Origin of the sequence: Leclercia sp. GLN_9, assembly GCF_043105735.1 — a bacterium.
Lineage (GTDB): Bacteria > Pseudomonadota > Gammaproteobacteria > Enterobacterales > Enterobacteriaceae > Enterobacter > Enterobacter adecarboxylatus.
In genome coordinates this window covers 124,095-138,878 of record NZ_JBICLV010000016.1, presented here as the reverse complement: position 1 = coordinate 138,878, position 14,784 = coordinate 124,095, and the positions used below count along the sequence as shown (strand labels likewise).

Below are 14,784 nucleotides of genomic sequence, written 5' to 3'. Positions count from 1 at the left end.
GATTACGTTTTGGTGCAACAAATGTAATGTAGCACCCTGAAAAACGTTGTCCAGTACTTAATCAGTACTACCTGCCTGACGTATATAGAATAGCTTCAAATTTAAAAGGTTTTCTTGCTGTACTTATGATTACAGTACCAACTATGCTGATACTGAGGAAAACCGTCAGTCCATGGCTTAAAACAAAGATGACAATGGGCGATGAACATAACATATTCCAGAGAATAGATTGTTTTCGCCCAGATGATAGCGAGGAGTTTAGTCAGAACTAATGCATTTAAAAAAATCTAAATATGGAACTTCCTTACTTTTATCCAAGATGATCAAATTCTCTGTTGATCGAGTAATCGACGTATAGATGATCTCCGGTGTGTCTTTGTCATCCATTACATAGAAAACTGTTTTTGACTCAAGCCCTTTAAAGCTATGTACCGTTGAAAGCTTAATTAGTCCGCTATTAGCATAAAAATGATTTTTTTTAGTTCTTCTTGCTCGCTCTAAATCAATCTTAAGTAATGGGAACCTTTTAATCACACCTCGCAATTCTTCCTCTTTCATAACTTTAAGTGACTCAACACTATAATCATGACTGTATTGAGCTATCAATTGAAAAAGTTCATGGTATGTTTCAAACATACAGTGTGTTTTTTCTCTCTCATTAAATAACTCCGCAATTCTCCTTACAATAAAAATATTTGATGACAATATGACGATATCATTAGGATTAAGATTGTAGTTGTTAATATAGTGTTGGATTTTTTGAAACGACTGAGTTATCCAATCCTTACCACACGTATAGTATGTTAGAAGATTAAAATTCATTCCTACCTGAACTGGTATGGTCTCCATTAATTCAGAGTCAGAATACTTACTTATTAAATATTTTGATTGGAAGTCTTTAAAAATCTCATTTAGTGGAGAATCTAAACTATTCCGATAAGAGCGTTTTAATTTTCTCCATCTCCCGAACCCATCCACTTTTATAGCAGCTTTTTCACTATCTCGCTCATAGATATTTTGCGATTCATCCCCAAACAGCACCATTTCACCATCAGGGACTAAAAAATTATCACAGATAATTTTTATCCATTCATTTTCAAAGTCTTGAACCTCATCAATCAGTATAGTTTGATATTGCTCAACTGACGTACCTTGAAAACAATCGCGTTTATATAAATTATCTAAACCAAATCTTTCAATCAAATCTCCAATATCTTGTCCTGTCGAATTCAATTGAGAACTAAAAAATTGATGATAATTTGTCACAGCAAAATTTTGCGTATCTCGATAGCCTAAAATGTCACTAATCCTATCCTTAATGAGGTTTTTCAGTGTAATATTAAAAGTCAGAATAAGTACTTTATCCTGATGCCTCATATGTGCATTGACCGCACGGCTTGCAATAATCGTGGTTTTTCCACAACCTGCAACACCTTTTATTTTTTCTTTAGCTTGTACACTTATAGTAAGTTTAACTTGTTTATCATCTAAAGGTATTTTTTTGCCTTGTTTAAGCGTATGTTCACTAGGCATTAGACGTCGTTTTAGATCATCGTAAACTCGCTGATCAAATAATACATGTGGTTTAAAACTTTGTATCTTTTTGGCCAGATCTTTGATTCGATCAAAACCAAAAATCATTGATTTATCCCTTGAGAGCTTCTTTTTACTTGCCGATAATTGTTCAGCCCGTTGATTGTATTTCTCTTGAGTGAGCTCATTTTTTTTATATTGATCGCTAAGTTCTTTTGATTTTTCTCGGATTTGGTTGTCAGCACTCCTATAAAAATCATCAACCAACGTTTTATCACTCTTGTGAAGATAAACAAACGGATGGACAAGATTAAAGAAATTTCTATTTTCTAAGTATGAAAGACCCAACACAGGCAAATGTAATTGATATAAATTAGATTTATAAATAAATGCCTGCGACTGTGGTGAAGGAATACGAACTAAACCCCGATTGGTTTTAACATGCCATTTATTAAAGCTATCGACACAGTAGTTATCTAAATTATAATCCTTTACTTCAATGACAAATATCGCTGTATTTTCCTTCAAAATAATAAAGTCTGGTCGATCTCCATCTAAAAATGGATTGAAATAAACTTCAAACGTGTCATCCAAATTTTCATGTAAGTAGCTAAGTAAGTAAAACTCGCCTTCTGTGGGCTTTACTTTCAAGCGAGATATGTTTTCTAAAGAAGGGTAAATTATGGCCATAACTTACTTCCTGTATTATTAATACGCCGTGATGTTATCTATCAACTTCGCCCAGAGAGCTGGAGTCAATGTCGATTTGAGATAAAGTGGATGGGCAGGTTCACCTGACTTATTCAATTTTAGATAATACAACTCAGGTATTAATGACCTTACATGTGCTGAACGTTGTCGGAAACTTCCTTCATTCCCCCATGCAGCAATAACCACCCCAGCGTATCTGGCTAATTCCACCACCCAGTAATCGTTCTCTTCACCAAGTGGGTCATCCTGCTTCTTCATTTCTTCCGGTTCAGTTGCACGATAGGCAAAAAGGTTAGCCATCACGAGGCCGCCATATCCCCAGCTTTTGGCAAACCCGATGCAGCGGCGAATGGTGGGATCATCCAAAGCCTCATCCGCCGTCGAAGGATTCAGTCCTATGAACAGAGCATAAGGCTTATCTGCGTCCCATACACGGCTTAAGGCGTAGCGGTAGCGGCGGCAAGGTGATAATACTGCATGACTGAAACTAGTCTCGTATTGCAATCTGTTAATTAAATTCACTATACTACCTCTGCTTTATGCCCATACTAAGACTGTCTAAAATCGCCACACAATCGCGTCAGGAAAGTAATATTGGTCATGATTTTTATCAATGATAAAACACGCGACTAAAAGAATACTACTCCCTCTTTCTGACTGACAATGAATTAAATACCTTTTTATGATCTTGTCCATATCTGAAGCCAGCCGCTCCAACACTACAAATTCATCGGATAGTAATATCAACAATGTATATGGCTTCTAATGCAGTATCAGAATCGTTCGTTTTTGACACCAGCACAGACAACTATCAAAACTAGTATCAAAAAATAGTACTGGACAGTTTTGATACCACTTGTACTATGAGCCTACCTTTTTGATACTATAGGTGATGATCATGAGTCGCATTTTTCTGTACTGTCGAGTGAGTACAACGGAACAGACTGTAAAAAACCAGTTATTGGCATTAAGCCAACGTGGTTACAACGTTCCGCCAGCTCGTGAAGTTGTTGAAACCATCAGCGGGGGAGTATGTGCAATGGAACGCCCCCAGTTCAGAAATATGGTACAGAACAAACTCGAACCAGGTGATGAATTAATCGTCCTAAAGCTTGACCGATTGGGCAGGGACATGATTGATGTTCTCAGTACTGTTGATATGCTCCGGACCAAAGGGATAATCGTCAAGTCATTGGATCTTGATGGTGTGGATCTGACCAGTTCTGCAGGACGCTTCCAGATGTCGGTGCTCGCTAGTGTTGCTAACTTTGAAAGGGACCGCATACGCGAACGTACTATGGATGGCTTGCTTCAGGCCAAATCACTTGGGAAAAAACTTGGGCGTCCTAACGCTGTCAGCACTGAGCGTATTCAGGAATGCAAACGTGAGGGATTATCCCAGTCTATGACAGCAAAAAAACTTGCTGTTTCAATTGCCACTGTGAAACGGTACTGGAACTATGCCGAATGATGAATTTTCATTTGTTAATGAAGAACTACTCGAATTTTGGCCGTTCGTTGAAAAGTACTACGAAGAGGAAGAGTTACTCATGTACGGCGTACTCATTTTGGATTTTGAGCATACACTCATAATGAGGATAGCGATGTATGCTTTTCCCCCTGTTTACTCATCTATATATCATTAGTATATGGTCTGTGCTAATTTATTGGTCAAGCATGCAATATCTTGATCGGTGCTACTCAATACTGAACCATTGTTTAAAAAAAACTAAAAGGTATAATAAAGGCACCAATACCATTCCACAGTTCAAAAAAAGTACAGGACATAAGCTTTAGGATTCGACAGAAAAATATTACATGAGAGTGACATTTCGTTTCATCCAAGATACTCAACATATCCGGACAGCTTATTGTATGTATTCATCAGATATAGCTGTTATAAGGTTTTTGCCATGTATACTTGTTTGACCCCACACGGATCAAATTTAGGGGTGAGGTATGTATAACATCTAATATATACGAACGATATTACTCGCTGGGCAGTACTAAACGAAGTTTACAGTATTCCATGAAAATCAATCTATAGCGTAATGACTGGGATCACATCAAAGCATGTACCAGTACTGTTATTGTGCGGTACGCGAGTGTTCAAAACTTGAATATACACATAAAAGATCGGCCTGCCGAAACTACGCGAGGCTTCCCCCGTCTGGGAGTGCCTTTTAATGCGTCTGTATCGCTCTGTATGCGTCTGTACTGAATTAAACGCGTCCGTGCGTGAATAATTCTAGCGTTGTTTGTGAAGTGATACAGGCTGTTCTAAGAGGTATTCTAAATAGTAATCACGGATTGCAATAACTTCTTCTTTGTAGAACGAATGGTTAACACCAGAATATAGTTCTTCTACAGTTTGCCAGTACTCAACATTCATAAAGTCTTCTGCGACAGTCAGTAATAGGCAACACGCCCTGCCCAGTTCTTTAGCGGTTGGTTCTTCCGAACCTTGTTCAAACTTCGAAATTAGTTCTAAAGCGTTGTGGGTCAGTTTGATACTTTCATCAGCAGACAATGATTCAAATACCAGTGTATCGTCTGCGATACTTTGTACGATTTTCATACACTTCCCGGTGTTATTGTTTAAACTCCGGCCAGTCTGGATCTTATTCTTACTGTCTGCAATACTGTACAAACATACAGTATAAATGGAGGGTATAGGGATGGGGAACAAAGATGGCTACGATGCTTCAATCACCAGTGGTATACAGCGGTTCGTACATCATGGGCAGTGGGCTACTGTGTGCTATTGGGGTTCAGCTCTAGATGAGTTCAGGATGGGTGATAAAGTCTTCTTTCAGAACGAGCATAGGCAGTACTGGTTAGGTCAGATTCAACCTGATTGCTTTGTACTGCTCTACCCTGAACCTCTACCACGAGTGCTAGACGGCCTTACCTATCTGGACTCAGTACACCGTATGCATCAGATACACGACGATGATGATTGGTTCTGTGACCAGGGTGAACTGCCGTTCTAACAGTGCCAGTGGTAATCAGGGCAATAGAGTAATACCAGGCCCTGCATGAAGTTCTGTTGATCGGGTTCTGGATGGCTAAAAAAGATGTGCAGTACTTCACTATGTTCGTCGTACTGCATATCTAATTTGATTAGTGGTTCTGTATCGATGACTGCTAGTAGTTCCTGAACCATCTCGAAATAGAGTTCAGTACTGCCATATTGCGGAAGGTATATTGATGTTCTCATAAGGTAATTTACTCGTGTGTGGGTGAGTATTTACCATGAGTGCTGGCTGAATTTCTAAACCCAGAATGTATGGCGTTCTTCCGCCAGAGTGGTTTAGTGGCGTTACATACATCTAAGATGCACATCTCATCTAGTGAAAGCACGGGAGGTTCTGACGGCGTTAGAGTCCTTGTAAAGCGGAGACTTCTTAGCAGTTTTTGCGGGCTTGCTGGTATACCCCTACTGATATGTTTGACATATTCTTACAAACTTTGTAAGTTTGCTCCTCTGTTGTAACTATCTAAAAAACCAGAGACTTTTGATTCAACAATCTCATAATATCCTTAGGGGGGAGAATGGATTTGTCAGCTAGTTTAAATGAAAAAAATTGTCCATACTGTGATGAAAAAATTTCGTTAAACGCAAAAAAATGTAAACATTGTGGCGAGATTTTAGATCAGCAAATGCGAGACATCGAGCAGTTAAAGCGGGATCGTGCTCAAAACCCTAACATTGTGGTTAGTAATAATAATAACAACAATAATAATAACGGCAATGGTTATCACCCTGGTTATGTCGCACCTAAAAGTTTTCCCCACTTGCTGCATTTTGTTCTAACATTTTTTACTGCTGGCCTCTGGCTTGTTGTCTGGGTGTTTCATTATATTTTCCGTGACAAAGAAAAATACCGTTAAAATTCGATTGGCCTGAATATAATCTCTGGTGAATTTTGAATTTAAAATAAAAACCTCATGTCTTAGTGACTAACGTAGTATCTCTAGCAATGAATAATATTTGAAAAGCCCGGTGAGCGGGCTTTTTTAGCAATTATTTATTTTACCAAGCCATGTTGTACTGCAAAGTCAGAAAGTTGTTGGCAGATTGACACGCTTCGTAATTTCAACTCATTTACTGTACTTTGAACATTTGGATCATCAACTAATTCATTACTTTTAATTACTCTGTAAAGGGCATCGCCTAAATCTGTTGCCTGTTGAGTTTGTTGTCCTTGTTGCATTGACCAAACCGTTAATGCATCCATGCCCCTATCTCCGTTAGCACTGACGTGTCTGTGACAATACCAAATCATTGCCCCCTGATCCTCTATTGCAGTTGAATATACCCTCCTTAGTTTCTTCACCTCATCACTATAATCTTTTTTGATGACTTTTGGCTGTGGCTGTGGCTGTGGCTGTGGCTGTGGCTGTGGCTGTGGCTGTGGCTGTGGCTGTGGCTGTGGCTGTGGCTGTGGCTGTGGCTGTGGCAATGATTGCTGATCATTTACCATCATATTCAAATCATTAATTCTTGATTGATACGCTTGCTGAATCATCTGGGCTGTTGTGGCTTTATTACGCACTTCTTTCAACCACAAAAGCTGGGCTTTTCTTACAAGCTGAGCATTTTCTGGCTTCGCCTGATTGACCTGTTTATATAGTGCATTTAAATGATCATCAAGAGATGATAGTGCTGGAGTAGTGCAAATTGTCAGTTCAACATACCCATTTGCTTTTGAACAATCAAAGGCTGCTGCATACGCGGATGAACCGTAAAGTACCAATGACACACTGATAGCAAGGCTTAATTTCTTTAGCATAATAAACTCGCTGTAGTTGCTTTAACTTGTTGTTCTATGTTGTTGATTATCCTTAAAGGAATGAAGATTCTATCCTTGTCATGGATTTTGTAAACAGTCCGTTGTATGAAGTCCTTTAATAATTCTTGTAATCTCCGGGCATCCTTTCGATAAGCAACTACTCAATCCCATTCGGCCCTTATCAATACTCAACTGCTTTGTAGATAATGTAAGCCATAACCTTAGTAAGAATGATTACTGGCGATGTTCTAAAATGACCTGGTGCAAGTCGCATATGCAACATGCACTCAAATCGTGTAGCACTATTTTTCCCCACCATTTTTAGTAGGTCTATACAGTTCAATAAGGGATGACATAATGTTTTGGCTGGATTGCAGTACTTAAGATTCAAATTATTCGAATTTAAATTAATAATGGCACATTACATTGCGGGATAGAATATATGGAAATTATAGGGTTACTGATTGTCGCATGGCTCGGTTATGTAATTATCGGCGGGTACAACAAAGCTAAAACCAGACGGTATTATGCAGTTGTAACTCGGGCAAAAAGAGAGCTGAATGAAACTAAAGATCTCTATCGCCCAACCTGGATCAATAACGATGATAAACGGAATGAGTTTATCGGCGTGGTCAGAACCCTAAGTTTCAAACAGGGAGTGCCAGTTAGTTACCTAGACCAACTATTCAGAAGTGAGGAATTTTTACGAGTTGTAGTTATGAAGTTCACCGCTTTGTTAGAACAAAACAAATTGAGCTTCACATCTCAGAAAACAGCAACGAGTGAACTTATCAGGGATATGTGGAATGAAGGTGTAGAACTACCGCCTGCAAACGCAAAATTAGAAAAAATTAACAGTTTTCTACGTACCAAAATTTCCAACAGCTTTGAAGCTTCTGCTGTTGCAGCCCGATTATATCTGGATGCTAATTTCATACACGCAGTTGAAATTTATAACAATCCTAATCCAGTATCGTTTGAGGAAAAATACGGTGAAACTATTTCCAATGAGGTTAAACCGTTTTTTGACAAAATAGATGTTACAAATGGTGCTCAGTATATGGAGTTAAATTACCGCACTTGCAGTATTGATATAACTGAAATCAGTAGATTCATTTCATCGCTCAGCGAGAATCGTTCATCAGACGAACTAGTACTGAAACTGTTAACAGCTACAGAGCTAGTTGAAACGTGGAGACTCCGTTAGCGTATTTTGGCTGTACTGTTCAGTACTGCCAAAGCCCCCGCCAGTACCGAACCCTAATCAACAAACCCCAAACGGTTCAGTACTGGCAGGGATTCACAGCTTACCATGACGTACCGGCATCGCAATGTCTAATCTTATGTCAAATCATGTACCATTACTTCCGCTTTATATCAAAAAAAATCTTCATATTGTTTCGTGTTGTTATGTTTTAGTTGTGCTTTTTGAACGATTAGATCCAAATTCTCTATAGCATCTTTTTTGAGTTCAAGTACTTCATTAAGATGCTGGTAAAGGCTTAAGCCCTTATCAACGCTTAACAACTGAATAACTAATTTCCAATGCTTGTCATTTTCAGTTAATTCAGACAATAGCAAAAGCCAATAACATGCGATGCCTATAGTCTCTCGACTAAGCATAATTGTACTACTATGTTCTACAGCAGTTCTGTATATCTCAATATTTTTCTTAGACTCTTCAAAAAGCTCATTACAGACGTCATCGTCATTTAAAGAGTATTGATGAAGCTCTTTTACCAGAATTTCAAATACTTCACTGGGGATGTTCAAACTGCTTTTGTTATTCATCCTAACCTCACACATTTGCTTACATGTATAGACTATATAGCTATCAATTTAGATGCAATGCATATATTTTAGAGATTTAGGTTATGTATTGTTTTTTTCAATACATTTATTAATGATTCGCATTACCTTGTTTTTTGTAAGCATTTAAAATGACGGTGGCAGTACTATCAAGTACTGCCACCTTTACCGATTAGCGTTTTCGTGCCTTACTCAGGAAAGAACGTGCATTAGATTTAGCTGCTTCGTTAGCTGGCTGCTGTGTCACAACATCAGGCACGTGAACAACATCAGGCATGACCGGAGCGGCTACGGACTTCACCAGTTCAACCCTGAATTGTTGCACTGCCTGCGACTGAATACCCGTTGTAGCTGGCTGACCTGAAATCAGGTCGAACCCTGTTAGCGAGGTATACAGTACTGGTGTGATACGTTCAGCTTTCTTGTTGATTCTGGCACGTTGGGATTTACCCATTGTGATGAACCGGTTCAGTACTGCATCTGCTGATTTATCTGCTCCATTCATCAAGTGATCCACATCTTTTTCAGTATTATAAGGATCACTATTAGGATGTGGATCACTTGCCATTACTGAACACCAGTTAGTACCCTTCATACGAACCCAATCACCATCAAACCGATCACGTAACACGAACTGAACCACTGATTCAGCCAGATCGCGTTTACCCTGTGCAGTTAACCCCTGCTGGCCTTTACCGTAGCTAACCAGATATTGCGGTAACTGGGCAATGATGAAATCACGAACGGCATTACCCGCCAGGCTATTCAAATCACCGTTCAGACGCTGCCAGTACTGTTTATCGACTTTCAGTCGATTCAGGTACTCAGGAACATCAGCACGGCTCAGACCTCGATTGATGAACGAATGGACGTGGTTACGTTGTACTTTTGCATCTGCTATATCAGTCTCAGCGTTAGGTACAAATTCACCATCAACCCACTGTGACACAAGTAGATCAACCGTCGATTCATGCTGTTCACGCACATCAGCTTTCACTGCCGCACGTTCTTCTACCAGGTCGGCAACACGAACACGGCGGCCAGGCTGCACAAACTTGAAACCATACTGTGATAGCTCCTGTGCATAATGGCTGAAATCATTTGCAGCACGATCTGCACGTTGTTCTGCCATCTCATGATCTACCCATGTATAGGAAACCTGGAAGCATTTCCCGTCCCAGTAAATCATCTCGTCCCTGCTTTCACGGCGGTATGAGTTCACGTAACTATTACGACGGCTCGTAGACATTGCCGCGATACGCTTGTTCATCAACTCTGCATTCGACATTGCCAACTGAACCAAATCAGTACTGTCAATTACCTGCACATTATCCAGTACTAGACCATCGGTGAAATGATGAGTATGGATAGTCCCAGTTACCTTACGAAAGCGGTGTGTAACCTGCTGTACGCGTTCTGGCGAACAGCTACCGATGACAATGACATCAGCCTGGTCCACAACATCATTGATATTCAGACCTTCAACAATACTGTTAGTACCGATCACGCCATCGTAATTGAAATGTGACAGTACTGGATCTTTCAGGAACGCCTGTACTTCTTCTGTATCTTTTGTATCAGCCGTGATTTCAATGAATCGTTTACCCTTGCACTTACGTTTCAGTACAGCAATTTCATTTTTATCGTTCAACAGAATTACCATTTTGTTCTTACTTTGCTGAATATGTTCAATGGCAGTACCTACCACGTCATTTTCGCAGTACTGACGGTGCAACACCTTTTCAAACTGTTGTTCTTTATTCACGCGAATTACATTTGTGAATTTGATGTTGCTGAAGTATTCAGGGCAAACAGTACCAGACATCAATACAACTGATTTGAACAGACTAAAACAGTCCATAACCATTTTGTTAGTACTGGCCTTGAAACCACTATCCAAATACAACCCGTGTGCTTCATCAACGACTAGGGTCATTTTGGAGTATTTCGCGTGATTGACTTTGTCATTCTTGATTGAATACAACTGCTGGTATGTACCCACACCACCCTCTTTCAAGTTGTTGAACTCTGCCCCCTCACGCTGGTTCTGTGACACGATACTGAGCAACGGGCAAACCATCAGTACATCATCCTGTTTCGACCAGTAGTACGATTTACCCCCACCACAAACAGCACCCATCAGGTTCACACCGCGTTCAATTTTGAATTGGTCTGCGACATCACTCAGATACTGGTCAGCATTCAGAAACAACTCGTAGTCATATTTGCTCTTAGAGTTCAGTACTGCTGGTTTAACGTCCATGAATGAAAGTTTCACCTGCGGCATCGGCATTACGTACCCTGCTGGTAAGTACTTATACAGACCTTTGATATCACCGTATGAAGCATTAGCCATACCCAGCATTTTCTGACCAGATTTCTCTGCCCCAGGACGACCAACAACATTCAGTACTGCCAACATTTGCCCATCGTTGAACCCTGCGGCTTTCATATGGTTGCCCAAAATTCGGCGGCGTTCATATTCAAGCTGCCCGGCGTTATGTTGAATTAGGTCATTGACTAACTGATCCAGTGAATCACCAAAATCGTACTGAACTGGCACTAATGGGTTTATGTACGCGGCCTTCTGAATCGGTTGAACGAATTCAATATCGGCCTGTACATCGAGCCAGTGTCCCTGATTATGATGACTGACGAACTTATCAGCATGTGCTGTGTTCAATTGCGGTAGGTACTGAATTTGCAGTGATTTACTGAATGACGCATCTGAATAGTGAAAACGCTTTTTCAGAGACTCTGAATAATCAGCCCACTGTTCAGCACTTAGAGTTTTAGCCAGTGGGAGGATTACGCGGAAGCGTTCGCCATGTTTGATACCAGTACCGCCACTTGAGTACAGTACATATTCGTATTGACTGAGATCCTTCTGAACATCCTGTACTGAAATACCGTCATCAATATCGAGTACAACAGCGTAATGAGCAATGACGTTACTTGCACTACGTGCACCACCTTCAATCATCTGTGCAATAACAACGGCATCAAATTTTTGTTTAGCTTTGCTATATGCGTCTGCATCGTGGGCAGTGAATGTAGCGCATTTAGAACGATCCATAACCATATTAGTTATCTCTGCCCATGACCATTCTGTATGTACAGTAGCGGCTACTGTACGGCCTTCTGCTGCGGCCTTCGCTTTGAGTTCAGCATTATCTGATGCAAATCGGTTTTGAAAGTAGGTTACTTTCAGCATTTGGTTTGTTGATAAATACATTGTGATATCCTTATCTGTATTTGGTTGATGTTAGGTATTTACGTTTCGGTATTCCCAGTACCGAAATACTGAAAAGCGAGGCTTTATTTAGCCTCGCTTTTTTTTGGTTAGTGTTTGAAGCTGGCGTCTTGATATTGGAACAACAGTTTATATAGTTCTGCATACGACATACCGATATCTGCGGCAAAGGCTTCATACCATGTGGAATCGATCAAACCGCGACTTGCATTTTTCCAACCATCCAATTCGAAAGTTGCCCTGAATCCAGGTAATGAGCCGATATTGTCCTCAAACCACACACCCCAGATTTTTACATTACTGAACTGCATTACTTTCTTACCATTGTGAATTACAATTTCCATATTCATACTCCTTGTTTACTTTTTGGTGATAATCATCTGATTGATTGTATATTGTATTGCCGCTGGTAAACCTTTCGGGGCTTGCCCCCCATCGACTAATGATTGTAGATATTGCATCTGCATTTCAGTCAGTCGCACTGTTACCATCCCAGTTTTTTTAATCTTTTGCATGTGTTTTTCCTGTGAAATTTGAGTTCAAAAAAGGTGTTTTCCGACGTGAAGAAAAACCCCTAATTGCAAGGGGCTTACATAATCACAATCGAAAGGGAGTCGAACTCGTCTTGATAATTTTGATTGTAACACTCATGCGTTTTTCATCCCAAAATGAGCGTGGCTTTTTGCTCTTTACATAGTTATTTATCAAATTACTCAGAAAATGAGGCTGAAACGAGGGGGTTTTGTGAAAAATAATTACGCCCCATTCCTGGGGCTATTTAGAGGATTACAGTACTGAATTCGCTAGTACTTCATTGAAATGTTCACGCATCCACACACCTAGTACTTTACTACCTGGTAATGTGTCTACATAGTTCAGTAGTAATGCATAGTCCGTAAAGACAATCACATTTTGAAGTACTGTTAATGTGAATTCATTATCTTTAACGATCAGTTCAAACGAAGGTGTTTTATAGTGTGTCTCGTCAACTTCACGCGAGATTGAAACGCTTGATGCGAGTTTAGGTTTTTTTCCACTCTGAATAATCAGTACATGTTTGAGTACGTCCACATCTTTATAATGTAGAGTACAGATATAGTGGTTACTTTCAGTGACTAGCTCTATGCGATCTATTACCTTTGAGATTTCGTATTCAATTCGAGATCTCAATTCTATATTCTCAACATCGAATACTGTGGCAATATCAATCTCTGTTAGTACTTCCGTATCTATACTCACATCCTTGATGCCATTTAACCGTTCTTGCATTGCCTTCAAATTGGTCTGACTTTCTTCTAACTCTACCAAAGCATCAAAAGGTACTTTTTTACCTTTGGACTTCAGTTTTTCAATACCCTGCTCATAGTCAGAAATATGTTCTTGCTCTTCTTTAATTTTCATTTGCAGCAACTCAATTTCAGGTTTCAGTTCACCTGACTTGATAATCTGCGTGAAATTGAGGTTCTTAATATACTCAATAATGAACTGTTCGAGTACTTCATAACGCAACGATTTGTTGTCACATAACTTATCACGTTCGGCAATGCACCTAATATAACGATATTCGGACGTTACTATTTCGCCTACGCGTTTAGCAAACCTCTCACGTGTAACGACATTATGATACATCCCCTCGTGACACCTCCCACATCTAAAAACACTTGTGAAGATGTTGCTCTTAATTAATGGTGCACCGTCATCATTCTTTTGACTAACTCGACCAATTGTCTTTTGATTATTCTTAGGATTGCGTGATTCCAGCATCTTTTGAACGAGTTCAAACTCTTCCATACTGATGACTTCTGGGTAAACATTTCTTTCGTACTTTTTCTGTACTGCGTCAGTATCATACTTGTCAAAGTCACGAACAATCTGGGTAATGAAAATGACACCCGTCACACGCTTATTAGTGAGTACCTTATATACAGACTCTGCTCGCCAACCACCACGGTTTTTTGGTGAAGCTAGTCTCCATTCGTCACCTTTCGCCTGTAGGATTTTTGCAATTGTCGGACAACCGATCCCGGTTTGATAAAGTCTGAAAATTTCTCTGACTATTTCAGCCTTCTCATTGAGTACATAATAGTCATCTACAACATCAATCCACAAAGGCCGCTTGTTTGTAACTACAGTACCCTTCTCAAAAGCAGTGATGCGTTTACGCTGCCAGCCATCGCTGATACGAGTACTCTTATACTTGCTCTCTTCATAGGCACGTTGTGCAGACATAGCCACTATAGGCAACATCGAACTGTTAGAACGGTTGATGACCAGACCCAAGCTGACATCATGAATGCTGATATCATGTTCATCCAGAGTACTGAGGTATTTCATCACGGTGAACGGGTTTTGGCGACTAAACCTGTCTATGGATTCAAGTACGAGAAGTGAGCCATCATGAATGCCTGTAGCAACTTCTTTCATCCATTTACCGAGGTTGCCCTCTGACATGTTCAGTCCTTTAAAGGCACTGACACCAGGGTCAGAAAGTTCTATAGGCAGTGGCACATCCATCTGACTACACAGGTTAAGACGCTTAACATATGCTCGTAAGTTCTCTTCCTGACGTTCAATGCCTGTACCGCCTAGTTGCTTATCAGAGCTAACCCTGTAATACATAAAGCATTTTTTCATTTATGAGTACTCCAACGTCATCTATTCCGATTGTATCACGTACATCTA

General features: G+C 40.0%; 12 protein-coding genes. 3 read left to right on the top strand and 9 right to left on the bottom strand.

Going from position 1 to position 14,784, the window contains the following annotated elements; genetic code table 11:
• Nucleotides 1-258: 258 nt before the first annotated feature.
• Both ACF8PE_RS10585 and ACF8PE_RS10580 read right to left on the bottom strand, forming a co-directional pair.
• Nucleotides 259-2,223, bottom strand: a complete 1,965-nt coding sequence (locus ACF8PE_RS10585; protein ID WP_155166464.1) for a nuclease-related domain-containing DEAD/DEAH box helicase — start codon at nucleotides 2,221-2,223, stop codon at nucleotides 259-261.
• An 18-nt stretch (nucleotides 2,224-2,241) separates the two neighbouring features.
• Nucleotides 2,242-2,766 carry a DUF1643 domain-containing protein gene (locus ACF8PE_RS10580; protein ID WP_230459556.1) on the bottom strand — a complete coding sequence of 175 codons (525 nt, stop codon included), beginning with the start codon at nucleotides 2,764-2,766 and terminating at the stop codon, nucleotides 2,242-2,244.
• Nucleotides 2,767-3,142: 376 nt separating this feature from the next.
• On the opposite strand from ACF8PE_RS10580, the gene ACF8PE_RS10575 reads away from it, so the two are divergent.
• Nucleotides 3,143-3,715, top strand: a complete 573-nt coding sequence (locus tag ACF8PE_RS10575; RefSeq protein WP_155166463.1) for a recombinase family protein — start codon at nucleotides 3,143-3,145, stop codon at nucleotides 3,713-3,715.
• Nucleotides 3,716-4,492: 777 nt separating this feature from the next.
• On the opposite strand, the gene ACF8PE_RS10570 is transcribed toward ACF8PE_RS10575, so the two are convergent.
• Nucleotides 4,493-4,822: a hypothetical protein gene (locus ACF8PE_RS10570; RefSeq protein WP_155166462.1), complete on the bottom strand. Its 330-nt coding sequence runs from the start codon at nucleotides 4,820-4,822 to the stop codon at nucleotides 4,493-4,495.
• 977 nt (nucleotides 4,823-5,799) lie between these two features.
• Here ACF8PE_RS10570 and ACF8PE_RS10565 point away from each other — a divergent pair.
• Nucleotides 5,800-6,138 (top strand): zinc ribbon domain-containing protein, encoded by a 339-nt coding sequence (locus ACF8PE_RS10565; RefSeq protein WP_155166461.1) that lies wholly within the window; start codon nucleotides 5,800-5,802, stop codon nucleotides 6,136-6,138.
• A gap of 137 nt (nucleotides 6,139-6,275) precedes the next feature.
• Here ACF8PE_RS10565 and ACF8PE_RS10560 read toward each other — a convergent pair whose 3' ends face one another.
• Nucleotides 6,276-7,040: a lysozyme inhibitor LprI family protein gene (locus ACF8PE_RS10560; protein ID WP_392494826.1), complete on the bottom strand. Its 765-nt coding sequence runs from the start codon at nucleotides 7,038-7,040 to the stop codon at nucleotides 6,276-6,278.
• 442 nt (nucleotides 7,041-7,482) lie between these two features.
• On the opposite strand from ACF8PE_RS10560, the gene ACF8PE_RS10555 reads away from it, so the two are divergent.
• A complete protein-coding gene (locus ACF8PE_RS10555) occupies nucleotides 7,483-8,247 on the top strand; it encodes a hypothetical protein (protein ID WP_155166459.1) in 765 nt (254 codons plus the stop codon).
• Between the two features lie 170 nt (nucleotides 8,248-8,417).
• Here ACF8PE_RS10555 and ACF8PE_RS10550 read toward each other — a convergent pair whose 3' ends face one another.
• From ACF8PE_RS10550 to ACF8PE_RS10530, 5 genes are all read right to left on the bottom strand, one after another.
• Nucleotides 8,418-8,831: a hypothetical protein gene (locus tag ACF8PE_RS10550; protein ID WP_155166458.1), complete on the bottom strand. Its 414-nt coding sequence runs from the start codon at nucleotides 8,829-8,831 to the stop codon at nucleotides 8,418-8,420.
• Nucleotides 8,832-9,021: 190 nt separating this feature from the next.
• On the bottom strand, nucleotides 9,022-12,084 hold the full coding sequence (locus ACF8PE_RS10545) for a hypothetical protein (RefSeq protein ID WP_392494825.1): 3,063 nt from the start codon (nucleotides 12,082-12,084) through the stop codon (nucleotides 9,022-9,024).
• A 107-nt stretch (nucleotides 12,085-12,191) separates the two neighbouring features.
• Nucleotides 12,192-12,446, bottom strand: coding sequence for a hypothetical protein (locus ACF8PE_RS10540; RefSeq protein ID WP_155166455.1), 255 nt, complete (start codon nucleotides 12,444-12,446; stop codon nucleotides 12,192-12,194).
• Between the two features lie 15 nt (nucleotides 12,447-12,461).
• On the bottom strand, nucleotides 12,462-12,617 hold the full coding sequence (locus ACF8PE_RS10535) for a hypothetical protein (protein ID WP_155166454.1): 156 nt from the start codon (nucleotides 12,615-12,617) through the stop codon (nucleotides 12,462-12,464).
• A gap of 271 nt (nucleotides 12,618-12,888) precedes the next feature.
• Nucleotides 12,889-14,736 carry a recombinase family protein gene (locus tag ACF8PE_RS10530; RefSeq protein WP_155166453.1) on the bottom strand — a complete coding sequence of 616 codons (1,848 nt, stop codon included), beginning with the start codon at nucleotides 14,734-14,736 and terminating at the stop codon, nucleotides 12,889-12,891.
• Between the last annotated feature and the right edge of the window lie 48 nt (nucleotides 14,737-14,784).